This window comes from Streptomyces sp. NBC_01334 (assembly GCF_035983595.1).
Lineage (GTDB): Bacteria > Actinomycetota > Actinomycetes > Streptomycetales > Streptomycetaceae > Streptomyces > Streptomyces coriariae.
The window spans coordinates 9,882,240-9,904,915 of record NZ_CP130718.1 but is presented as its reverse complement, the minus strand read 5'-3'; the positions used below and the strand labels follow the sequence as shown (position 1 = coordinate 9,904,915).

The 22,676-nt window shown below is 68.7% G+C and carries 21 protein-coding genes and 1 pseudogene; 12 read left to right on the top strand and 10 right to left on the bottom strand.

Annotated elements, in window-relative coordinates; genetic code table 11:
- Positions 1-178: 178 nt before the first annotated feature.
- Positions 179-349 (bottom strand): hypothetical protein, encoded by a 171-nt coding sequence (locus tag OG736_RS43960; RefSeq protein ID WP_327187468.1) that lies wholly within the window; start codon positions 347-349, stop codon positions 179-181.
- 189 nt (positions 350-538) lie between these two features.
- Here OG736_RS43960 and OG736_RS43955 point away from each other — a divergent pair, with 189 nt between their 5' ends.
- Positions 539-1,681 (top strand): hypothetical protein, encoded by a 1,143-nt coding sequence (locus OG736_RS43955; RefSeq protein ID WP_327187467.1) that lies wholly within the window; start codon positions 539-541, stop codon positions 1,679-1,681.
- 131 nt (positions 1,682-1,812) lie between these two features.
- On the opposite strand, the gene OG736_RS43950 is transcribed toward OG736_RS43955, so the two are convergent.
- A complete protein-coding gene (locus tag OG736_RS43950; RefSeq protein WP_327187466.1) occupies positions 1,813-2,151 on the bottom strand; it encodes a thioredoxin family protein in 339 nt (112 codons plus the stop codon).
- Between the two features lie 484 nt (positions 2,152-2,635).
- The gene (locus OG736_RS43945) at positions 2,636-3,775 is read right to left on the bottom strand and encodes a PucR family transcriptional regulator (protein WP_327187465.1); all 1,140 of its coding nucleotides are present in this window, start codon (positions 3,773-3,775) and stop codon (positions 2,636-2,638) included.
- A gap of 87 nt (positions 3,776-3,862) precedes the next feature.
- Here OG736_RS43945 and OG736_RS43940 point away from each other — a divergent pair, with 87 nt between their 5' ends.
- Positions 3,863-4,918, top strand: a complete 1,056-nt coding sequence (locus tag OG736_RS43940; RefSeq protein WP_327187464.1) for a ferredoxin reductase — start codon at positions 3,863-3,865, stop codon at positions 4,916-4,918.
- A gap of 7 nt (positions 4,919-4,925) precedes the next feature.
- Positions 4,926-6,044 carry a fatty acid desaturase family protein gene (locus tag OG736_RS43935; RefSeq protein WP_327187463.1) on the top strand — a complete coding sequence of 373 codons (1,119 nt, stop codon included), beginning with the start codon at positions 4,926-4,928 and terminating at the stop codon, positions 6,042-6,044.
- 1,191 nt (positions 6,045-7,235) lie between these two features.
- On the opposite strand, the gene OG736_RS43930 is transcribed toward OG736_RS43935, so the two are convergent.
- A complete protein-coding gene (locus OG736_RS43930) occupies positions 7,236-7,466 on the bottom strand; it encodes a hypothetical protein (RefSeq protein ID WP_327187462.1) in 231 nt (76 codons plus the stop codon).
- Between the two features lie 43 nt (positions 7,467-7,509).
- Positions 7,510-7,632, bottom strand: a complete 123-nt coding sequence (locus OG736_RS43925) for a hypothetical protein (protein ID WP_327187461.1) — start codon at positions 7,630-7,632, stop codon at positions 7,510-7,512.
- Positions 7,633-7,809: 177 nt separating this feature from the next.
- Here OG736_RS43925 and OG736_RS43920 point away from each other — a divergent pair, with 177 nt between their 5' ends.
- Together OG736_RS43920 and OG736_RS43915 are read left to right on the top strand one after the other, a co-directional pair.
- Entirely contained in the window at positions 7,810-8,163 is a 354-nt protein-coding gene (locus tag OG736_RS43920) for a CU044_2847 family protein (RefSeq protein WP_327187460.1), read from the top strand.
- The gene (locus OG736_RS43915) at positions 8,160-12,299 is read left to right on the top strand and encodes a trypsin-like peptidase domain-containing protein (protein WP_327187459.1); all 4,140 of its coding nucleotides are present in this window, start codon (positions 8,160-8,162) and stop codon (positions 12,297-12,299) included. Before OG736_RS43920 ends, OG736_RS43915 begins: the two co-directional genes overlap by 4 nt.
- Before the next feature lie 648 nt (positions 12,300-12,947).
- Here the strand turns inward: OG736_RS43915 and OG736_RS43905 are convergent.
- The 3 genes from OG736_RS43905 to OG736_RS43895 form a co-directional block, all read right to left on the bottom strand.
- Positions 12,948-13,700 (bottom strand): SOS response-associated peptidase, encoded by a 753-nt coding sequence (locus OG736_RS43905; protein ID WP_327187458.1) that lies wholly within the window; start codon positions 13,698-13,700, stop codon positions 12,948-12,950.
- Between the two features lie 439 nt (positions 13,701-14,139).
- Positions 14,140-15,120: an NADPH:quinone reductase gene (locus OG736_RS43900; protein ID WP_327187457.1), complete on the bottom strand. Its 981-nt coding sequence runs from the start codon at positions 15,118-15,120 to the stop codon at positions 14,140-14,142.
- 20 nt (positions 15,121-15,140) lie between these two features.
- Positions 15,141-15,719, bottom strand: coding sequence for a PadR family transcriptional regulator (locus OG736_RS43895; protein WP_327187456.1), 579 nt, complete (start codon positions 15,717-15,719; stop codon positions 15,141-15,143).
- A gap of 99 nt (positions 15,720-15,818) precedes the next feature.
- Between OG736_RS43895 and OG736_RS43890 the strand changes: the two genes are divergently transcribed.
- The 4 genes and pseudogenes from OG736_RS43890 to OG736_RS43875 all read left to right on the top strand — a co-directional run bounded on the left by OG736_RS43890 (position 15,819) and on the right by OG736_RS43875 (position 18,750).
- On the top strand, positions 15,819-16,238 hold the full coding sequence (locus tag OG736_RS43890) for an ester cyclase (protein ID WP_327187455.1): 420 nt from the start codon (positions 15,819-15,821) through the stop codon (positions 16,236-16,238).
- A gap of 420 nt (positions 16,239-16,658) precedes the next feature.
- Positions 16,659-17,630, top strand: coding sequence for a D-glucuronyl C5-epimerase family protein (locus OG736_RS43885; RefSeq protein ID WP_327187876.1), 972 nt, complete (start codon positions 16,659-16,661; stop codon positions 17,628-17,630).
- A gap of 33 nt (positions 17,631-17,663) precedes the next feature.
- Positions 17,664-18,063, top strand: a pseudogene (gene tpg / locus OG736_RS43880) (telomere-protecting terminal protein Tpg); the annotation flags it as partial.
- A 480-nt stretch (positions 18,064-18,543) separates the two neighbouring features.
- Entirely contained in the window at positions 18,544-18,750 is a 207-nt protein-coding gene (locus OG736_RS43875) for a hypothetical protein (RefSeq protein ID WP_327187454.1), read from the top strand.
- A gap of 36 nt (positions 18,751-18,786) precedes the next feature.
- On the opposite strand, the gene OG736_RS43870 is transcribed toward OG736_RS43875, so the two are convergent.
- Both OG736_RS43870 and OG736_RS43865 read right to left on the bottom strand, forming a co-directional pair.
- Complete coding sequence (locus OG736_RS43870) at positions 18,787-20,238, bottom strand: phytoene desaturase family protein (protein ID WP_327187453.1); 1,452 nt, start codon at positions 20,236-20,238, stop codon at positions 18,787-18,789.
- A gap of 60 nt (positions 20,239-20,298) precedes the next feature.
- The gene (locus tag OG736_RS43865) at positions 20,299-20,457 is read right to left on the bottom strand and encodes a hypothetical protein (RefSeq protein ID WP_327187452.1); all 159 of its coding nucleotides are present in this window, start codon (positions 20,455-20,457) and stop codon (positions 20,299-20,301) included.
- Positions 20,458-20,626: 169 nt separating this feature from the next.
- Here OG736_RS43865 and OG736_RS43860 point away from each other — a divergent pair, with 169 nt between their 5' ends.
- The 3 genes from OG736_RS43860 to OG736_RS43850 are packed head-to-tail and all read left to right on the top strand — an operon-like array spanning position 20,627 to position 22,673.
- Positions 20,627-20,977, top strand: a complete 351-nt coding sequence (locus OG736_RS43860) for a hypothetical protein (protein WP_020132562.1) — start codon at positions 20,627-20,629, stop codon at positions 20,975-20,977.
- The gene (locus OG736_RS43855; protein WP_327187451.1) at positions 20,974-21,654 is read left to right on the top strand and encodes a DUF5819 family protein; all 681 of its coding nucleotides are present in this window, start codon (positions 20,974-20,976) and stop codon (positions 21,652-21,654) included. The genes OG736_RS43860 and OG736_RS43855 overlap by 4 nt, the downstream gene beginning before the upstream one ends.
- The gene (locus tag OG736_RS43850; protein ID WP_327187450.1) at positions 21,651-22,673 is read left to right on the top strand and encodes an HTTM domain-containing protein; all 1,023 of its coding nucleotides are present in this window, start codon (positions 21,651-21,653) and stop codon (positions 22,671-22,673) included. Before OG736_RS43855 ends, OG736_RS43850 begins: the two co-directional genes overlap by 4 nt.
- The last annotated feature ends 3 nt before the right edge of the window (positions 22,674-22,676 follow it).

Sequence of the window (22,676 nt, the reverse complement as noted above, 5' to 3'; positions counted from 1 at the left end):
TAACCCGGGCCGGTGACCCCGGCCGAGGTGCCGCGTATGCCTGCTTCCATACGCCAGATCCGCCTATGTCGGCCACACGCCACGTACTATCGCGGCACGTAATGGGGACCAGGCACGTGAGGGATGTCACTGACTTTCCCCACAACCCTTCCGGTGCCCTGCGTGCGGGACGATGCGGTCAGGCATCGGTGACCGTGCGCAGGAGCACGTCGAGGCCGTCGGCGTCGATGCCGTGGAAGAGGGCCACGGCGTCCTCGTCGCCGACGCCGGTCGGCGTGAAGACGCCGGACCATTCGACTCGGGACGTCTGCGACTCGCAGGGCACCTCGTGGACACCGAGCCAGTCCAAGGCTCTGGTGATCCCTCAAGGCGACCATCAATCCCGACCACGCTATGACCTGACCACACTCTCCAAGATCGTGTTACGAGCTCTTACTCCCCCAACTCGCCCTTTCTGAGGGGGCCCTGGCCTAGCGCCTTCCTCCGCCGCTGGCGTGATGTGATGTCGGCAGGCATCCGCGTGCCAGGGGGAGGACATATGACGGCACAGGACCGGAAGGCGGAGGAGAACCGAGACAGCTGGGATCCAGGAAACTGCGACCCGCCGAACGGGAACCTGCAGTACCTGCCTCCTGACGACTGGGATACGGGCGACGGGGACCAGTGGGATTACGGCAGGCGCCGCTCGGTGGAGCGGCCTGGTAGCCAGGTGGAATTTCCCCCCATCGCCAACGGACTGGACTATCTCCTCAGCGTCGTCATGTCCCTGGCCGACGACGAGGAGCAGGTCAGTGCGCGCAACCTGAAGTACGCCGTGCTGCACCTGCAGGCGGCCGTTGAGGTACTGCTCAAATACCGGCTGCAGCAGGAGCACTGGTCCTTGGTCTTCGCCGATCCGGGCAAGGCCCGGAAAGAGGATCTGGCCGATGGATCCCTGGCGACCTGCACCCCAGTCCAGACGGTAGACCGCCTGCGCAACATCGTCGGGCTACACATAGCGGACAAGGACGCCGCCGCGCTCGCCAAGCTGGTAAAAACCCGCAACGCGCTGCAGCACTACGGGCTCACCGACCGGGCCCGCGCCCTGGAGTCTCGCACTGCGGAGGTCCTGGACTTCCTCGTCCGTTTTCTCGACGAGTACCTGCTCCCCGCGCTCACGGACGAGGACCGGAAGCAGACTACCGAGGACATGCGGATCATCCGCGCAGGCCTCAACCGGATCCAGGGCTACGTCACCCGGCGCATGCAGCGGCTGCGCACCGAACTGGAGCCGTACCGGAACCGCACTCTGCAGTGCCCACACTGCAACCAGTGGACCCTGGTCGTGGCGAAGGAGGTCAGCAAGTGCCGGTTCTGCTCGGTGCAGATCGACGCGCTCGACTACGTTCTCCTCCGGCCTTCCGAGAACACAGGCCCGCGCCACCAGCACACCGACCTTCCCTGGGGCCCTGCGACCGACTACTCGCATCGCCGGTGTCCGGACTGCGACAACGCTTCGCTCGTCCATGCCGTGTTCACCATGGCCTCCCCGGAAGCGCCCGTCGACCTGTGTTTCGTCTGCGGCAAGAGTTGTCCCGGGCTTGAGACCTGCGTGCGATGCAAACGGCTCTTCCAGCCGACCGACAGCGAGACCATTTGCGCCGCCTGCCCTACCGACCAGCCCGCCGGAGAGGACCGATGACGTATGACCCCGACCGCTACCGCTGGTGCCCGCCCGCCGAGACTGCCGACAGGTGACGAAGGTGTCTCAGGCGGCACAGCTCCCGTGGACGAGACGTGACGGGCGTCGCGGCCACGTGCGGCAGCGGCCGCTCAGAGGTGGTCGTCCAGGAACTTCCGTACCTCGGCGACGGTCATGGGCCCCGTGCCGTGCGCCACCGCCTCTCCCTCCTTCAGCAGGACGTAGGACGGGGCTCCGGTGATCCCGTATCGCTCGGTCGCAGCCGGACAACGCGTGATGTCGGCCCGTACGGCCGTCAGGCGGCCCGTGTAGTCGTCGGCGATGCCGCCTACGACGAGGTCCATCACCCGGCAGGGCTCGATCGCCTTGGGCCACGTCCCGGTGAAGTATGCGAGGACCGGAACTCCGCTCATCCCGAGGATGAAATTGAACTCCGCGTCCTCGCGGGGTCGGTGAACCCGCTTCGCCATGGAAGCTCCTGACCTCATATTCCGTCATTCCATCCCCATCATCCCTCGCGCGGTGTGCCAGGCCGGCCCGGTCGGTCGTCCGGTTGACCTGCCGGAAGGAAGGCATGGGGCCGTCGCAGCACCACGGTGGTCCCCGGCGCGAGCGGCCCGGCCCCCCGACCCCTGGTGACCCGGCCTGATCGCCGCGCCGGTCACCCAGTTGCAGCCCGCCGCGCGCCCGTGGGTCAGCTCGTGCCAGGACAGCACCCCCACGATGACATGAAAGCTGTTTTCCAGGGCATAGCATCCCAGGTCACCGACCAGATGCTCGAAGAGCGCGTCGACGAGCGGGCCGGTGCGCCTCGTCCAAGCTTCACATCAGCCCCCGGTCCCAACCGGCTGATACCGCTCTTCCCCGGGCCGCATGAGTCAGCTGATGGCACCGAGAACGAGGCGCGATTCCTGGACCGCTCGCGGACACGGTCGTGGACGGTCGACGTACGCGTCAGCTGACCCGAAGACCGACCGCCAGCGTCAGTTCAAGGACCCGGTGTGGCGATGCGAGATCCGGAAACAGCTCCCGCAGCTGCGACATCCGGTACCGGACCGTCTGGGGATGGACGAACAACGCCGCCGCCACCTCGTCCCGCCTGCCCTGATGCAGCATCCACGCCCGCAACGTCTCCTCCAGCCGCCGTGCGGTCGCGGCAGGCAAGGTCCGCAACGGTGCGAGGGCTCGGGCACGCAGGTCTGCGAACGCGTCCACGTCGGCGCTCAGCACCAGCTCGGGCAGGTGGTCCTCGGTGTCGCGAATAGCAGAGGAGAGGGAGCGCGCGCGTACGGCTCGTGCGTACGAGGCGGACGCACGAGTCCATGGCCGGGCCGGGCCGACCACGGCGGTGCGGTCGGTCAGCTGCCGCAAGAGATGTGATCGGTCGGCATCGGGGACGAACAGCACACCGGTGGCGTCCGGCAGATCGTCCAGGACGAGGGTGCTCGGGTCGAGCGCGCGGTAGGCAGGCCTGGCCTGGGCGGCGGGCAGCAGGACCGCGGTCAGCGAAACCGGACGCTGCCACCCCGCCCGTTGAGCAGAGGCCAGCAGCACGTCCGGGCTCGCGCCGGCGAGGAGGTCGCGGGCCAGGTGTTCCAGGTGGCGCTCATGGTCCCTGCCCCTGGCGGCCAGTTCGTCGGCGTGGCCCGCGGCGCTCGCGGCGGAGAGCTCGTCGATGTAGGCGAAGGTCAGCTCGGCGAACTTGGCGACCTCGGCGGCGGGCAGACCTGCGGGTACGGCACCCGCTGCCAGGCAGCGCCAGGCCACGCGGGCGCCGACGCGGTAGGCGCTGAGCAGGGCGTCCATCGAACGGCCGTCGCGCACCTCGCCGCGGCCCAGCTCGTAGGCTGCGTCACCGGCGTCGCCGCCTGTGGCGTTCCCGCTCGCGCGGTCCAGGTAGTGCCCCAGGGCGGTGCGGACGGCTCGGCGGATGGTGGCGCCCATGTGGCCCGAAAGGGCGTTGGCGTAGGGAGGGACCTCGTCGATGATCGCCTGGACGACCTCGTCGGCGGTGGTCTTCAGCGCGGCCCGAAGTGCGGTGACCGTCGTCTCATCCAGGGCCAGTTCGCTGGCCCCCCGGGTTACATGACTCACGATTCTATTCCCTGAGAACAATTCCGCCGATCAGATTCACGTCCTGCGGTCAGGACTTTACGCCCTGAGACGCAGCAAGCTGGAGCCATGACGAGTACAGCCCTCCGCAGCAGGGCGTGGAAACTGCTGGAGATGGTCACGACGCCGCTGCTGCCGTCGGACTACCTCGACCTGGTCAGCCCGCTGCGTGCCGGCGCCGACCTGCGAGGGCGCATCGAGTCCGTGCACCACGAGACGGGTGACGCCGCGACCATCGTGATCAGACCGGGACGGGGCTGGCGCGGCCACACAGCCGGTCAGTACGTGCGGATCGGGGTCGATGTCGACGGCGTGCGCCTGTGGCGTGCCTACTCCCTCACCTCGCCGACCAACCGCCAGGACGGCCGCGTCACGATCACCGTGAAGGCGATCCCGGACGGCAAGGTCAGCAACCACCTGGTCCGCAGGGCGAAACCGGGCACGCTGATCCAGCTCGACCAGCCGACCGGTGACTTCGTGCTGCCGCAGGCCAAGCCCGCCAAGGTGCTCTACCTGACGGCCGGCAGCGGCATCACGCCCGTGATGGGCATGCTGCGCGACACCGAGTTCGACGACGTCGTCATGGTCCACTGCGCGCCACAGCCGCAAGACGTGATCTTCCGCAATGAACTGCACGACCTGGTCGCGGACAAGAAACTGCGGCTCACCGAGGTGCACACCGACACAGACGGCATGCTCGACATCGCCCGTCTCGACGAACTCGTGCCCGACTGGGCCGAGCGCGAGACCTGGGCCTGCGGGCCCGCGGGCCTGCTCGACGCCGCCGAAGAGCACTGGACCGAGCACGGCGTACAAGAGCGCCTGCACACCGAACGCTTCCGCCCCAGCATCGTCGTCGCCGGCGACGGCGGCGAGGTCACGTTCAGCGCCACCGGCAAGACCGTCGACGCGGACGGCGCCACGCCGTTGCTGGACATCGGCGAGGAGGCCGGCGTGCTCATGCCTTCCGGGTGCCGCATGGGCATCTGCTTCGGCTGCATCACGCCGCTCAAGGCCGGCGCCGTCCGCGACCTGCGCACCGGCGAGATCACCGAGGCCGAGCCGGGCGTCCTCATCCAGACCTGCGTGTCCGCCGCGGCGGGCCCCTGCGACATCGAACGGTAGGAGCACCTTGACCGCCATCGACCCCACCGCCCACCTGACCGCGGAGCAGATCGAGGAGCTCGGCCGCGAGCTGGACGCGATCCGCGACGAGGTGATCGCCGGCCGCGGCGAGAAGGACGCCGCATACATCCGTAAGGTCATCTCGGCGCAGCGCAAGCTCGAGCTGGTCAGCAGGGGCGTGCTGCTGTTCTCGATCTTCCCGCCCGCGTGGCTGCTCGGCACCGCCGGTCTGTCCGTGGCGAAGATCATGGACAACATGGAGATCGGCCACAACATCCTGCACGGCCAGTGGGACTGGATGCGGGACCCGAAGATCCACTCCACCACCTGGGAGTGGGATCACGTCTCGCCGTCCGAGCAGTGGAAGCACTCGCACAACGAGCTGCACCACACGTACACCAACGTGATCGGCAAGGACAACGACCTCGGCTACGGCATCATGCGCGTCGACGAGGACCAGAAGTGGCACCCGTTCCACCTCGGCCAGCCGCTGTGGAACTTCCTCAACGCCTGCTTCTTCGAATACGGCATCGCAGCGTACGACCTGGAGCTCGGCAAGAACCTGCACAAGCGCCGCCGCAAGAACCCGGAGTTCCGCGCGCGGGCCAAGGCCGTGGGCCGCAAGATCCGCAAGCAGGTGCTCAAGGACTACGTGATCCACCCGCTGCTGTCGGGCCCGTCGTTCCTCACCACGCTCGCAGCCACGTTCACCGCAAACCTGGTCCGCAACCTCTGGACCCACTCGGTGATCATGTGCGGGCACTTCCCCGAGGGCGTGCAGGTCTTCGAGCGCCGGTCGATCAGGGGCGAGACGCGCGGCCAGTGGTACCTGCGCCAGATGATGGGCTCGGCGAACATCAGCGGCAGCAGGGCCATGCACTTCATGACCGGCAACCTGTCGCACCAGATCGAGCACCACCTGTTCCCGGACCTGCCGAGCAACCGGTACGCCGAGGTCGCGGTGAAGGTGCGCGCGTTGTTCGAGAAGTACGAGCTGGAGTACGTCACCGGGCCGCTGCCCAAGCAGGTGTTCTCCGCGTGGCACAAGGTCTTCCGGCTCTCGCTGCCGAACAAGAAGCCCAAGGTCAAGACGCCGGACCGCGAGCAGGAGCTCATCGCGGCCTGATTCCCGGTGTTGGTTCAGATCTTCCGGCCGTACCGGCGGCACCGCCGGTATCGGTGAGATCCGTTGCGGACGGTGGGCGGCCGCGACACCAGACCGTACGACACGGGATCCGGGCAGCCCCGTGTCCGGCTTGCGCTGCCTGGACGCGCCAGGAGCTCAGCACACCGCCCCCGGCGAGGTGTTGTGCGCTGACCTGCCGTGGTCGGACCGGTGGTCGGGTGCGTACGCGCACTCGGTTTGCCGACGGGCGGGCTGGGTGGAAGGCATGGGCCGTGACGTGGACTGCCGGGATGCTCGCCGCCCCTGCGTCCGGCCCTGCGCTGCTGCCGGGGTGGGCGGGTGAGCCGAAGTGGGACGGCTACCGCGACCAGCTCGCCCGCTACGCCGACGGCCGCGTCCTGCTGCGCTCCCACCGCGGCGCCGACATGACGCCGTCGTTCCCCGAGATCCGGGCAGCGCCCGCGCAATTGCTGTGCCCGGCCCAAGACGGCCATCCTGCGTGTACGGGCCTGGCCTCCCAGCTGCGGGTTCACCTCTTCGGTGGGCTTGCCGGCGGAGGGGGTCGGTGCGGGTTGGCCTGTGTTGGGCATGGGGCGTGCGCGGGGTCCTGGGCGGGCGGGGAGGGTGGTGTAGACGTCGGGCCGGTTTGCGGCTGATGCGAGCAGGGTGCTGATTCGGCGGGCGAAGTCGGGGCCGGGCATGTGAAGTTCCGTCTCGCGCTGGCAGAAGTAGCCGACGGCGACGGCAGTGGGGACGTAGGTCATGAGCGGGGTGACGGCGGCGGGGCGGGGCCGGGCGGTGTATTTCGCGAGGTGGCGAAGGACTCGCAGGATCGTGGTGGTGGAGTTGCCGGTGACCCGGTGTTCGGCCGCCCGCCAGGGCTCCGGGGGTTCCGGGTTCGGGCGGTGTTCCCTGGGCGGGGAGGCCTGGCGCGGGCTGGGCGTCGTCGGTCTGGCGGTGCCACCAGTCGGCCGTGTCGTTCTCGCCCAGGGCCAGGTGGTGCAAGCAGAGGCAGTACGCGGCGACGGCCTGGCCGGCTCCGGCGGCGTACTGCCACCAAAGTGTGCGCCGTCGTTGGTGTCGGTCAGCTGCAGGACGCAGGCGCGAGGATCAGGGCGCTGCGGGGTTTCCATCGGGGGACTCCGACGAACTTGTCCCGCAGCAACTGGCTGACCGAACCCAGGAAGCCGCTCACCCCGACCAGTACGCCGACGAAGGTCTGAGGACGATCTCCCAGCGCGGATACAGTCCGGTTCCGCGCAGCAGCTCGGAGATCTTCGACTTGGCGAGCAGAACCCGCAGGCTGAGCTCGCTCAGCGTCAGACCGCTGCGCAGATACGTCTCCCGCATCGGCTCCAGCCAGGCGCGGTGGGCGCTGCCCACGTTCTCCGCGATCGGCCCCAGCTTGCGCCCGGGGCGCACGGGGGCCGGACTGGCCGGCGGACCGGCGGCTCGAAGGGCGTCGTCACGGGGCGTCGTCCTCCTTGTCCGGCACCGCCGCCACGCGGTGTCCCGAGGCCGGCGCGGCCTGCGTGCGGGCAGCGTGGACGATCTGCCGCACGGTCAGCCCGAGGGCCGGGGCGAGCATGGCGACCCCTCACGCCCCGCAAAGCCGTGATCTTCCGGCGGCCGGGTCGCCTTCGTTCCGTCTAGCAACCTCGCTGACCAGCGGAGGGCGTGTTGGGCCAACTAGGCTGCCTTCGGGCGGATTTGCCGCTACGGTGCGTGTGCTGGCCGGTACGCACGCGGAGTAGTGGGGGGTGACGTGAGCGAGTTCGTCGAGGAAGCGCGGCCCGTTCCGGTGGCGGAGCGGTTGGTGCCCATGGAGGTGGACGGCCTGACGGTCTATGTGGCCGTGCACGAGGTCGGTCACCGTTCGGGGACGGAACACGAGATCGGCGGAGGCCGTCAGCGTCTCGAGGATGCCCTGGACGGATTGATGGGGGTGACCCGGGCTGTCGTCGGCCGACTGCGCGAGGCGCATGCGACGCGCACGCGCGTGCAGTTCGGCTGCGAATTCGCCCTGGAATCGGGATCCGTCGTGGCGGTCGTGGGCAAAGCACGCGCCTCGTCGGCCTTCACGGTCGAGTTGGAGTGGGAGGAGCAGACCGCACCGTGACGGTCGCCGCGGACAGTTGGGAGGGCCTGCTCAAGTCCGCGACGGTCAGCATCCGCGGACGCCTCAAGGGCACGGGGTTCGTCGTGGCGCCGGATCTGGTGGTGACCTGCGCTCATGTGGTGGCCAAAAGCGCCGATGCACTGCCCGAACGGCTGGACGGCCAGGTGGTGGCCCTGGACATGCGGCTGACTCTGGAGCCGGTCCCTGGCTCCTATGTGTGGGATCGCGACAACGGTCTCGACCTAGTGGTGCTACGCGTCGTGGGCAAGGGGGCCGGCCGCGTCAGACCGGTGCTCATGTCCGACGCGTTGGCGATCGGCGACGCGCTGTGGGCGTACGGCCACCCCGCTGACTCGCCCTTTTCCGCCGGGCAGTCCGCGACCTCCCGCTATGAAGGGACGTCGCTGCGCAGCACCCGGCCGGGAGCCCCTGAGCTGCCCCGCGGTTGGGGCACTCCGGTGCGCGAGGGGTTCAGCGGGAGCGGTGTGATCAACCGTCGTACCGGGGCGGTCTGCGGGATGCTGTGCACGTCCGACCACGGGGGCAGCGCCCACATGATTCCGGTCCCGCAGATCCTCAGCCGCTGCCCGCAGGCGGCGGGCAACGAGAACCTGCGCGGCGACTGGCTCAGTGCACTGACCGACGACCAGGTCGCGGCCGGGGGGTGGGGTTTTCCCGGCCCACTGCTGCGCAAGTACGTCGTATTGGCGGCGAAGGCTGCCGAGACACAGCCGTATCCGCTGCTCAAGAAAGTCCCTACGGCCATCCCCCTGTCGAGCGTGTTCGTGCGCCGACAGGCGAGCGCCCTGGCGCGTGCTGCGGATCCTGCCCAGGGCGGTACGCCTTCGGACACGTCCGTGCCGGATCAGGTGCGGGTGCCGGCCGAGGAGCTCTTCGGGCTCGATGAGGACGTCGTACTGGTGGGGGCCCCGGGATCGGGCAAGTCCAGTTTGCTCCGCGCCGCCGTGCGTGAACTGGCCGGAGGCTGGGAGCAGCAGGACCGGCCCGCGCTCGTGCCGGTGCGGGTGCATGCGCTGGACCTCGACAGGAAGGGTGAGAAAGGGCTCCCCGAGGCCCTCGCGGCCGGACTGCGGGTCGAACTGGCTGGGGAGTGGCATGCCGGGAAACCGTGGCCCGTCAGCTGGTTCGCGCGCCCGCCTGCGCCGGGGGCACGCTGGCTGATCATGGTCGACGGTCTGGACGAGATCAACGATCCCGAGCGCCGGCGGGAAGTACTACGACGGATACGGACGATGCGCGCCGACGATCCACACCACCGCGTCTCCGTGTGCCTGGTGGCCACGCGTCCCCTGCCTGATGGCGATCTGCCCCCCGAGCAGGGCCGACGCTTCGAGCTCATGCCCTTCGAACCACGCGACCTTGTCGGCTTCGCCGAGAAGTGGCTCAAAGCCCTCGATGTAGACGACTGGAGGTCCTCGGCGGAACGCTTCACCGCCGAACTCCGCGCCGCCGGGCTGACCGACCCCGCGCGTAACCCGCTCATGGCCTCCATGCTGTGCCAGCTCTACTCCCTGGACCGCGACGCGGCACTGCCTCCGGGCCGCGCAGCCGCATACCGCGCCTTCGTGAGGCATGTACAGGACCGAGTCCCGGCGCGCCCCGGCACCGGACTCAAGCAGCAGATCGACGCCATGCTGAAACAGCGTACCCACAGCCCTGACGTCGAGAAAGCTGTGCAACACCTCCCCAGTCAGCTCCCGGAGTTCTTGCGGAAACTGGCGCTCGCTCGGCATGACGGCGACCGCAGTACCGCCGTCGACCTGGTCACCCGGTGGGCCTGCTCCGAGGACCTCCGCCCACCGCGTACGCCGGTGCAGGAGTGGGAAGCGCTGATGAGAGAGCTGACGCCCGAACTCCTGCGCACCAGCGGGCTGCTGGTGGAAAGCGACTCCGACTTCGTATTCGTCCATCAGACCTTCGAGGAATACCTCACAGCTCAGGCCATCGCTGCCGACACACCGCGCAGCAAAGCGGAGTTCCGGCGCGTCTTCGGGATCCCGCTCCGCGCGGTGAACTGGGGCGGAGCCCGGATCGGCGTCCTGACGCCCGGCGCGGACTCACTGACTCGCTTCCTCGTCGAGGAATGGCACGCCCGACACCAGCCGCAGCTGTCAAAGGTGCTTCGCCAGATCGCCCCCACGACCGACGGGGCGAAGTTCATCGCCACCATCGTGGCCGACGGCGCGCGGCTGGACGAGGCGGCCCGAGTGAGCGCCGCCGAGGCGCTGGTCCGGGTCGCGTCCCGCGGCGATCTCGATGCCTCGGCAGCCCTGTCCCATATGGGAGACCGGCGAGGCGGCGACATCCTCACTGAGCAGGCCATGTCGGCGGTCGAGCCACACCAGCAAATCGCCGCCGCACAGACGCTCGCGGACCTGGGTGACCCGCGTGGGATGACAGCCATGCACACTTTGGCCACCGCAGAGCCCGCGTTGGCCCTGGAGGCGGCCGAGGAACTGGCGCGGCGAGGGGACGAGCGGGGCGCCGAACTCGTACGCCAGGCCATCCGCGATCCCCAAACTGACACCGACCGCCTGCTGAAGGCGACCGCCGCAGCCGCTCGCCTCGGTGCGCCCTCCGTCCCCGAAGAACTCGTGGCCCGCGCCTTCGACCGGCAGTTTCCCTACGGCCAGCGCATCACCGTCGCCCAGTATCTCGACAAGCTCTCCGACCCGCGGGGCGCGGAAGTCCTCTCCGACATGGTGAGAGAGCCACCCCACGGCGCCGCTGTCCACGCGGCACTCCAGGCGCTCGGCGGCGGGTCCTGGGCGTACGCTCGAACGTCGGACCACGCACGGGACGCGCTCAGAGCATTGGCCACCGATCAGGGTCTGCCCATGTCGCTGCGGGTCAAGGCAGCGTGGCGTTTGCAGGAGGCACGGTCGGAGACGGATCTGCTGCTCAACGCGGCCGAGGACTCCCGCGTCCCCCCGAAGGAGCGGCTGGACATCATCATCAGGCTGCAGCACGACCCACGCACCGTGGCCGTCGCCGACACCCTCGCGCGCGACCGCCGGGCCGGCCACCAAGTACGCCTCAAGGCGGCGGAGTTCGTGGCCAGGAGCAACAAACGCCAGGCGATCGCCTCGCTCCTCAACGAAGCCGGCCTCCTTCCCGAGATGAGAGTGGCACTGCTGACGACTTCCGAGCACTACGACGTCGGCCAAGACTCGTGGTGGCAGGACGCCGTGGTCGCCGCCATCCGCGACGGCTCCGTGCCTGACGATCGGCGCCGCGCACTTATCGACCGTCTCGTCCACGTCGAGGACCGCAGTGGCCGATTCAGATCCAACCACTTACTGTCCCTCGCGGCAGCGCACGGCCTCCCCGGCTCACTCCGACTTCACGCCGCCCGCGTGGGGCGCAAGCGCAGCGACCCGGGTATCTACTCGGAGCTGTTTCTCGACCCGAGTTTGGAACCACATTTCCGCGTTACGGCCTTGGCGATTGCTCTTGCGGAGCTGTCCGCCCTGCTTGCTGTTGCCGTGGCCACGGGCGTGGGGCGGCTGGTGTCCGAACTGGTCAGGATAGTACGGGTCCTGATTATCGCGGGCCTGCCGCTGTGCGCTGCGGTCGCGGCCGTAGCCCTGGGAGAAGCTCACAGGTCCGACTCGCCACCCCCGGATTGGAAGCAAGGGGCGTACACGGCACTGACCATCACCTTGCTGGGAACCGTCTTCCGGACAGCGGTCCGCCGCGGACGGCCCTTGCCGAGCAAGGTCGGTCGACGGGGCATGCTGGGCGCCGCGGCTCTCGCCGTCGGCGCGTGCGTCTACGGACTGAGCCGCCCCGAGGCCCTGCACGGCTGGGCCCTCGCGGTCTGCGCCGGAGCCGCGGCCCTCGCACCGGCGAGTGTGTCGATGTCTCCACGCAGCACCGGCCGTGAACACACCCGCCGCCGCGGCTGGAGCGGACGCAGAACAGTGACGGACTACAGAACCCCACGAGGATGGTCCAACCCCGTCAACGCCGCCCGCTTCGCGCTCGCCGTCCTGACGACGTGCCTGGCATGGTTCGCTGTCACTCGCCCCGAGTCACTGGGTGGACTCGCCGACCTGGGCACCTGGCTCGCAGCGGAATTTCCCTGGACCGGACGGATGACGGTGTCCTGGTGAACTCGTAGTACGTGCGGGAGGCGGGATCGTGCAGGCGGCGAACGGAGACCCTCGTGCCGCGGCGAACGCCACAGCGGCCACCGAGTTGCGGGCCCGCCTCCGCGGCCATGCGCGTGCCGCGCACCCTAACCTCGAGCTTGGCGAAGGCGATGACGTCCTCGGCGAAGCCGCGGGCCAGGGAGCGCTTGACCAGGTCGGCGGAGGGCGCGGAGGTGACGGCCAGACTCCGGCCAGATCACCGCCGGGCTGACCTGCACCGTCCGCTACGCCGACCACAGCGCCACCCGCCAGTATCTCCCATTCGTGGTCGGTGAGTTCATGGCGTCGTATCACCCCACCATGATCCATCACCTAACGATCTTTGAAGACGGACCCTAGTCCTGTGACCGCGTAGGTTCGCCAGGTTGGGGCAAGCTGCGGCTTTTTGAGGCGGCGTCCGCCCCAGAGGCCAGCAACATCATCGCGCGCCGATAGTGCACCGAACTCGTGCTGCCACGGCGCACGATCTGCTGCAGCCGTTGCCCCTCCTGGTTGGTCGTCTGCGCATTCGTACAGGCTCGGCCACGGCGCCTCCAGCGGTCGGATCGGGCGTCACCGCACATCCAACCGCCATGACCATCAACTCGGCGAACCTATGCGGTCAAAGCACTAACTGGTGGCCTCGTCGACGAGGTGAGGGCTGTTGTTGCGAACGTTGTTGACCAAGGTGGAGACGGGGCGTGCGTCGAGGTGGCCGCCGGCGGGCTGGCCGAGGAGGGCGCGCAGGTCGTGGGGATCCTGGTGGGTGGGGTCGAGCCATGTGTCGTAGTGGTCGGGGGTGAGGGCGAGAGGCATGCGGGGGTGGACGCGTCCGGCTGCGTCGGTGGCTTCTGTGGTGATGATGGTGCAGGTGATCAGCCAGGCGTCCGGATCGTCGTGTTTGACGGCTGGGTCGCGCCAGTATTCGTACAGTCCGGCGAGGGCCATCAGTTGGTCGTCTTCGGGGTGGATGAAGTAGGGCTGCTTGCGGGTTTTGCCGGTGCCGGGGTCCTTGATCTGTTCCCACTCGTAGAAGCCGTCGGCGGGCAGCAGGCAGCGGCGGCGCGTGAACGCGCGGCGGTAGGCGGGCTTTTCGTGCACGGTCTCCACCCGTGCGTTGATCATGCGGGAGCCGATCTTGACGTCCTTGGCCCAGGACGGCACCAGCCCCCAGCGCAGCGGCCGAAGCTCCCGCCGGACTCGGGCGTCGTTGGCACTGGCACTATCGCTGTCGAGGGGAGCTTGCTCGAGGACGGCCCACACGTTGTCGGTGGGGGCGACGTTCCAGCTCGGTGCGAGCGTCTCCTCGGGAGGCGGGTCGGCGACGTGGAAGAGCGGGGCGAGGTCCTGGGGGCTGCGGGTGGAAACGTAACGGCCGCACATGCCGCCACTGTGCCATCCCTGGCCGGGGACGTCAGCGACCATACGGGTCCGCTCGGCGCGCCGACCGGAGCGGTAGGGCGTAGGTGTGGCGTGTGGTCCTGACTCCTTCGATTGAGCCGATGCTCGCCGAGGCCCCGGCCTGTACTGCCGCCCGACGGCATGCTGCCCGGATCGCTGCACTACGAGCAGAAGCGGACGGGTTCAGGGCCATCGTGTTCGCGCGCGCCGACCTGGTTCGAGTGCAGTCCCGGCAGAGCTCTGACCTGACCCCCGCGTTCCCGGACATCGCCCAGGCCGCCGCCCTCGCGAGCGAGGACCTGGTCCCTGGACGCCGAGCTCGTCGTGCCCCACGAAGGGCGGCTGCCCTTCGGCGAGCTGCAACGCCGCGCACGCCACCGCGGACCCAGCGCCATCCGGGCCGCAGTGTTCCGAGTCTGCGCTATTGGGGGATGGTGAGCAGGATGCGGCCGTGGCCACCGCCGGCGTCGACGCGGTCGTGGGCCTTGGCGATGTCGTCCAGCGGGTGACGGTCGCCGACGGCGACCGTGAGGGCGCCGACGGCGGCGGCGGAGGTGAGGTCGCGGGCGGCCTGGCGCTTGGCCTCGGCGGGGAAGTCGTCGCTGCCGAGCAGCCGCAGGGTGACGTTGTCGAACAGCAGAGGCCAGAAGGGGATCTCGGTGCGGTCCGCGCGGGTGGCGTAGGCGGCGATGACGGCGTTGTTGGCGGCGACGGCGTTGTCGAGATCGGCGTTGTCGGACAGCGCGACCTCGATGATCCGGTCGACGCCCCGTGGCGCGTACGAGCGGATGGCCGCGGCGGGCTCGCCAGTGTCCAGGGCGATGGTGTGGGCGACGGCCGGGTCGACGCGGTCGAGGTCCGCGGTGCGGCGGACGGTGGCGATCACGGTGGCGCCGGCCCAGTGGGCGAGCTGGGCGGCCAGGGAGCCGACGCCGCCGAGAACTCCGTGGACCAGGACCAGTTGGCCGTCGACCGGGCCGTCGGCGAAGACGGTGCGGTGGGCGGTGATGCCGGGGATGCCGAGGCCCGCGCCCAACTCGTCACTGAGGTGGTCGGGCAGGGGTGCGGCCTGGTGGTCGGGTACGACGGTGTACTGGGCGGCGGTGCCGAAGGGGCGGTAGGACTGGGCGCCGTACACCCAGACCCGTTGCCCGACGCGGTGGACGTCGACTCCGGCACCCACCGCGTCGATGACTCCGGCGCCGTCGCTGTGCGGGATCACCCGCGGGAAGGGCATGGACGAGCCGAGCCAGCCACGCCGCTTCTTGGTGTCGCCGGGGTTGACGCCCGAGACCGTGACGCGGACACGGACCTCGCCGGGGCCGGGGACGGGATCAGGGAGTTCACCGACGTGCAGGACATCGGCGGCGGGGCCCTGGTCGTCGTACCAGGATGCAAGCATGGGGGTACCTCCGTGGACAGTCAGCTCGCGGGAGCGGCGGGCGCGTGCGGATCGCTGTCGGTGCATGCGGTGTCGAATGCGGGCGGTTCTTCCCCGAGGGTCTCGCGCAGCCAGGTCCGTTCGGCGCGACTGGTGGCGCGGGCGGTGAGCAGCATGCCCCGCCGGTAGGGGTCGGCGACCTCCTCGGCACGCAGGGGCCGCTCGTTGTCGTAGAAGAAGCTCGCCGGTTCTTCCAGGAACTCCAGCCGTCTGCGCAGCACCGCGTGTTGTTCGGCCACGTCGGGCAGGTGGGAGAGGAATGCCAGGACGACGTAGAACCGGGTGAAGTCGGTGATCTCGTGGTCGGCGGGCTTGCGCAGGCGCTGCAGCATGTCGGCCCGCCCGGCCGCGGTCAGGCTGAGCACGTACCGGGCCGCCCCCGCGGCCGGGTCGGCGCGCCGCTCGATCAAGCCCGCCCTGGTCAGGCGATTGATCGCCGGATACAGGCTGCCGTCACTGACCGGCCGCGTATAGCCGGTCAGCTGTGAGACGCGGTGGCGCAGCTCGTGTCCAGGCAGGGGTCCCTCGGCGAGGAAGCCGAGTATCGCGAGTTCCAGCATGAGTCCATCTTCTCACGCGAACATCGAATCGATGTGAACATCGATTCGATGTTACGCTCGCAGGTGCCAGCCCAAACGTCTCTGGAGAGGCACAGCAAGATGCCATCGCAGTCCGCCAAGTCAGTGATGAACCGTTTCGTCGAGTTCATCAACACGGGCAACGAGGATCTCGCCCGCGAGGTCATTTCTCCGGACGCGGTCTTCCACGCGCCAAGCCACCCGGAACCACTGCGGGGGCCCGATGGGTACTTGGAAGTCATCGGGATGATGCGCAGCGCCTTCCCCGACGTCCAGTGGACGCTGGAGGAGACGGTCACCGAAGGCGACACCATGGCCGCGCGGTTCACCATGCGGGGAACCCACGACGGGGACTTCTTCGGGATCCCGGCGAGCGGCAACAAGATCTCGGTGCAGGCCATGAACTTCTACTACCTGGCCGACGGCCGGATCGTCGGCGAACGGGGCCAGCCCGACCTCCTCGGGGTGATGCAGCAGATCGGTGCCCTACCGGCGCCGTGAACCTTGTAGCGCCGGGTGAGCCTTCTGCCGCGCGGTTACTGCCGCTGCGGGAGGGGGCCGTACGGCGCGGTGGCAGAAGGCGAAGGACCGCACCGGAGCGCGGGCGTCCGTCGCGAGTCCATCGCAAGAGGCCGGTTCTTCTTGATCCGGCGTCTTCGCGCAGACAGCGCCCGTTGCGGCGAGAGCTTTACACCTTGTCACCGCTGACGTGACCGCCGGGTACGGAACTGCTCGCTCTACGGCGAATGCTGCAACCCTCGAATACCGGGTCCACCAGTGAGCCCGGACCACGCCCGAAGCTGTTCTCGGCGCCTCCGGCCGACTCCGGCTGATCGCCCGCACCGCCCCGCTTCCCTCCGCCGCCCGGCGCGACCTGGGAACCCACGTGCGCCCCGCCCATGCCGACCACCCGTGGCACGGATGCCGCTTCAGCGCCGGCTGGGGCAGCGCGGCGAGCTGGAGTTCGGCCCTGGCCACCCCGAGGTCGTGGTGGAGTCCTCGCGGACACTGCCGTCGACGACGGCCGCTACCGCCACCCCGTTTGCTTCCTACGGATACGCGAAGACCTGCCCCCAGTACCTGGCCGCGGCCGACGGCGCGTTCGCCTCACTGCTGCGCGCCGACGACGCCAAACCGTGGGTGGTCAACAAGGACAGCGCGGGCTATTTCTGGATCCAGAAATACCCCATCGACGCGCCGGGCACGTCGGACTACACCTTCAACGGCATGATCTTCGCCCTGTTCGGTGTGTGGGACTACTACCAGCACACCCACAACGAACTCGCGCTCAAGCTGTGGGACGGCGGCCTGACCACGATCGCCAACTACTACCCGCGGCTGCGCAACACCCGCTGGCTCTCCTTCTACTGCAACACCCACCGCATCGCCCCGCTCTCCTACCACCACCATCACCTCGACCTGTTCATGCAGCTGCAGTGGTTCTCCGGCCACTACTGGCCCGGCCCGCGCCAGGGATTGACCGGTCGCACGCCTTTGAGCAGGGCGCGACCGGTCAGGTATCGGCTGAGGCGATGCACTCCCGAACGTGACGAGCCGATTGCACGACCGGCTGGCCCTGTTCGCGGAATGCTCTCACCACGATGGCTTGAGGCTGCTAGGACTTCTGGCTGTCCGCCGGTACCGCGACCGTCGGCTGTTGCCGTCCTGAGACCAGACGATGGCGTCCCCTGCGAGCAGCCGCCTCATACTCCTTCGGCGTCTCTGGGACGACCGGTCCGTTCCCAGTGGGCGGACCGGACTCACGAGCCAACAGCCGACGGGCCAGGCGCTGCCCCGGCAGCTCCACCAGGTGATAGGTCAGTGCGCTCAGCGAGAGCAGAGCCGACAGGAAGGCAGCCACCCAGATCAGCTGCTGATCCAGGCGATCGGTGAGGCGGTCCAGGTGCGGATCTGGGCTTGCCTGTCGTCGTGGAGAAGCCCGGCCGCCGTACCCGCCACGATGACGAAACCGCAATAGGCCCACGCCGCGCTCCGGCGGATCTGTCCGCGGCCGGGATCACCGTGGAGACGAGGGCCCGGTTCGGGTACACCGCACCGGTCGGCACCACCGACGACGAACGCTTCCGACGCCTCACCGTGCACCTCGCCCCGGCCTACGCACCTCAGGCCGCAGGCTCCACGCGGCCGCCCAAGGCGTGACCAGAACGCCTCTTCGACGCCCGTGACCAGGGCGCCAACGACCAGGAAATGCGCCAGATCATCGCCGAAGGGTTCAAGGAGATCTGCTCAAGACGGCGGAGGCCGCGCCACAGGACTCTCCGACGTCACTCTCAACGACATCGACTACCGCGACCTCGACTACTGACCTTTCACGGCGCTCGACCGGGCCGGGGTTGTTGCTGAATCCGGGCCAGTGCGGGTCGATCTCCTCGAGCTCGGTCTCGGTGGCCGTCGAGGGCGCCGGATCGGCAGAGGTTGGACAACGAGGAGTCACAGCGGGGCTTCCGCCGTTTCGGCTTCGACGATCCATGCGCTCGAAGCGGACGTGTTACGGCGATGTCCGAAAGCACGGACGCGTTGGTCGTGTACCGGCCTGGTGACCGAGGTTCGGCCAACTGGGGCGCGTGCTGCGTTCGTCGACCGGCGCGGCGCGGGCAGGGATACGGCGTCGCCCGCTCGCAGGGGCGGGGGCTCTCCCCCGCCCCGCGCGGCCTTCATGAGGGTGGCGCCGCGCCTGCGTGCGGCGCGATTCGGCCAGCTGCTCATCTGCCGTGCGCCGAGCCGTAGTTACCGGTGCGTAGAGTAGGACGGTTGCCTGAAGGTCATTTTGAGAAGGGATCATGGAGTGCGTCGGTTGCTTGGCGTGACGGTGGTGTTGGCGGGGATGGCTCTCGCCTTCTGGTTGGTCCTGGGGCCTTCGTCCGACTGGGAGGGTGCCGCGAAGTTCATGCACTTCGCCCTCCTGCTGTCCTGCTTCCTGGTGATCGGCGGCGGGGTGCGGCTGATCTTCCCCGACACGTCCGCGGACGAGGTGGCGGAGAGCGCGGGGTGAGCAGCGCTCTGCGCGGGCGGGTCGCGTGCGGACGGCTCACCGCGGTCCGATGTCCGGAGCAGCGTGTACGCCGAACTCGCGGCGAAGGGCGGACAGCGCGGCAAGGTGTCCCGACATGCCGTGGACGCTCGGTCCGGGCGGCGTTGACGCCGAGCACAGGTACACACCGTGCAGCGGGGTGCGGTACGGATCGAAGCGGGGCACGGGACGCATGAGGGACTGCCAGAGGGTCATGGCTCCCCCGCCGATGTCTCCCCCCACGTAATTCGGGTTGTACTCCTCGTACTGTGCGCCGCTGATCCCCCGCCGGTGGATGACCGTGTCGGTGAATCCCGGCGCATAGCGCTCGATGCACGCAGTGACCGTCGCGGCCGGGTCGACGGCGTCACCGTTGGGGACGTGGGCATAGGCCCATACGGGACGTCGTCCGGCTCTGGCGCGGCCGGGGTCGGCCGCGGCCGGGTCGACCAGCAGGACGAACGGCTCCTCGGGCCGGATGCCGGCCGCCGCCGCTGTCTCGGCCCGGTACATCTCTGCCTGGGTCCCGCCCAGGTGGACGGTGGCGGCCTGTCCTACGGCGGGATTGGCCCAGGGGATCGGCTCGGAGACGAGAAAGTCGACCTTCGCCGCCGCGGGCCCGTACCGGAACCGGGCGAGGCCTCGCCGGTAGCGGAGGGGCAGCCGATCGGCGGCGATCCGGGCGAACGCCTTGGGGCTCACGTCGAGCAGCACCGCCTTGGCACGGGGGAGCTCCTCGAGGCGGGTCACGTGATGGCTGGTGTGGAAGGTTCCGCCGCAGGCGACGATGTCGGCGGCGAGCGCGTCGGCGATGCGGGCGCTTCCGCTCTCGGGCACCGGCCAGCCGCCGGCGTGCGCGAGGTGTCCGAGAAGCACGGCGACCGCGCCCGAGGCCAGGGACGGCAGCCTGCCCACCGCGTGGGCCGCCACCCCGGTGAGGAGGGAGCGGGCCTCTTCGGTGCTGAAGTGGCGGGGCGCCAACGCGGTGCCGTGCACCAGCATGCGGGAAGCCAGCAGCGCGGGGACCGAGAGGCTGCGGGGAAGGCTTCGTTGTCCGGAGAGGATGAAGTCGACCAGCTCTTGGGAACGTTCGAGCAACGGCTGCATGAGGCGGCGCCAACGTTCGCCGTCCGGGCCGAGGTGCTCACAGGTCGCCTCCAGGTCCCGGTAGGCGAGGCCGGCGCGGCCGTCTTTGAGAGGGTGGGCGTAGCTGACGGGCGTGGACAGCATCGTCACCCCCCGGGACGCCAGGTCGAACCGACGGAAGAAGGGGGACGCCACGGCCATGGGGTGAACCGCGGAACACAGGTCGTGTTCGATCTCGGAGTCGAAGAGCGACTCCGTCCGCAGCCCGCCGCCGATGGTTTCCCGGGCCTCGTACAGTGCGACTTTGAGTCCCGCGCGTCCGAGAGTGACCGCTGCCGCCAGGCCGTTGGGCCCGGTTCCCACCACGATCGCATCTGGTTCCATACATCCTCCGTGAGCGTTCAGGGCCGGAACGCTACCATTTCACCGTTCAACGGATTCAGGTCAATCGCTGACCGATTGCAGCCCCCAGGGAACCGAATAGCGCGCGAACCACTCAGGGGCGAAGGCGCGCGAACACGGCGCTGTGATGATCACCACATGATCACTCCTTGAGATGGCCTTGATGATCTCCATAAGATCATCAGGAATCGCGGCGGGCATGAGGGCTCACTTGCAGATGCAAGCGGGCATACGGGGCGCACGTCGCGAACATTCTCCGTCTCCGTCGGAAAACCTGGTCAGCTCACGGGGGCGAGCGGTCGGGAATGTCTGACCAACATTTCCGGCACGCCGTCGTCTTCCCCGGACGACCAGAAAAAGAGGGGAAACAATGAAGAAGAAGAATGCCGCAGTCGTCTTCGGTGTGGCCGTCGCGGGCACGCTCCTGACGGTGTCGATGCAGGGTTCGGCCCAGGCCTCCACCCCGCAGCAGGCTGACGTGAGCCTGAGCACCCAGGCTGCAAGCGAGGGCGCTCCGGTGGCCCCGCGCGCCGCCGCCGGCGCGCGGGCTGCCGCGGCGGCCGGGCGGGCCGCCGCTCGCGCCACCGTGCACGCACGGGCCGCCGCCGGCTCCGTCGCACACCAGGCGTCCGAGGTGGCCAACAACTTCAGCCTGTTCAGCGCGCCTGCGAAGGTGTCCGTCGACGGCGCCTCCGCTGCGGCGACCGCTTTCGACAGGTGATCGCGCGCCATCGGCGCATCCAGAGGGCGGCACTGCTGACTGGTGCCGCCCTCCTGGGCGCCCATTTCTTTCTTGCGGCGTTCTCCCAGGCGCCGCTCAGCCCCGCCAAAATCAGGCTGCACGGGCTCATCAGCGGCTACCTGGAGCCGTATTTCACACAGAACTGGAGTCTCTTCGCTCCGAATCCGACAAAGGACGACGAAGGGATAATAGCTCGCGCAAAGTGTTCCGACGGTTCCGTCACAGATTTCTACGACGTGACCGGACCCCTGATCAAGGAGACCCAGGAAGACCGATTCTTCCCCTCCCGCACAGTACGCCTCGTAAGCAACGGGATAAATCAGCTGAACGATTCTGACGACCTGCTGCTGCGACTCCGTCAGAAAGAGGAGGAGAAGAATACCGAGGACTCGCCAGCAAAAGACGGAAAGCGTGATCACGTCATTCCTCTGACTCCGTACGAAAAGAGTCAGCACGAAGACGCCGAGCGATCGCTGTCCCGTTTCTCGCTGACCCGGATGCACGACGTCTGCCCCGACGGCACAGGGCCGACCGCTGTCCAGGTACGCATGTACATCAAGACGTTGCCTCCCTGGTCGCAGCGGAAGAACGCCGAGGCGAAGAGCAAAGTGGACCTCTACGACTTGCCGTGGAAGAAGGCGGTGGACCTTCGATGAGGATCAAGGAAGCGATCGACGCCGCCGCCAGTCGCCCCATCGCCGCGCTGGGCGTGTCGGGGACCCGCGCGCTGCTGGGCTTCGTCGGCCTCATGTACTACGTGAGCCACTACAGCGACCGGAGCTACCTGTTCGGCCCAGGAGCCGACTCGGTCCTGCCCCACCACCTCTTCGTCGAAGAGATCAAAGAGAAGGGCAGCTTCAGCCTCTACGCGTGGACCACCTCCCACGCCTGGTTCGAGGTGGTCTTCCACCTCGGGCTGTTCGCCGCTGTGGCCGTCACCTTCGGCGTGGGGGGCCGGATGGTCCTCGCGGCGCACGGAGTGCTGCTGTGGTCGCTCTACGAGCGGCAGTCGGCATTCCTGGACGGCGGGGACAACCTCGCTCAACTCGTCATCCCGATGCTGCTGCTGACCGACTGCTACCGGCACTTCTCCTTCTCGAGCGGACTCGCCCAGCGCGTCACGAGACGACTCCCCGAAGGCCTGCGCTGCCTCCGCGTCCCCCTGCATAATCTCGGCGTGGCTGCGATCGCCCTGCAGATGTGCCTCGTGTACGTGGTGAGCGGTCTGTACAAGGTGCAGGGAGAGGTGTGGCAGGACGGCACTGCGCTCTTCTACATCATGCGCGTTCCCGAGTTCGAGCTGCCGGGATGGTCCAGCCTGGTCTACGACAACGACGTCCTCGTCTTCCTCGGCACCTACAGCACCACCTTGTTCCTCGTGTACTTCCCGATGGGGATCCTGGTGGCGAGGCTGCGCCCGTGGACGGCGGCGGCATCCATCGCCTTCCATGTGTCCATCGGCGTGTTCATGGGACTCACCGCGTTCGCCCTGACGATGATCGCCTGCGACCTGATCTTCCTCTCGTCGGCCCTGGCCCGTGCACGCCGGACGGCACGCAGCATCACAGCACGCTGGACGCCGAAACAGCCCGGAGGCGTCCGGACCGTCACCGAGGGGGGCGCGCCGGACAGCGACCGCACAGTCGATGCCCCCGTTCCCCAGACAGCGAACTGACAG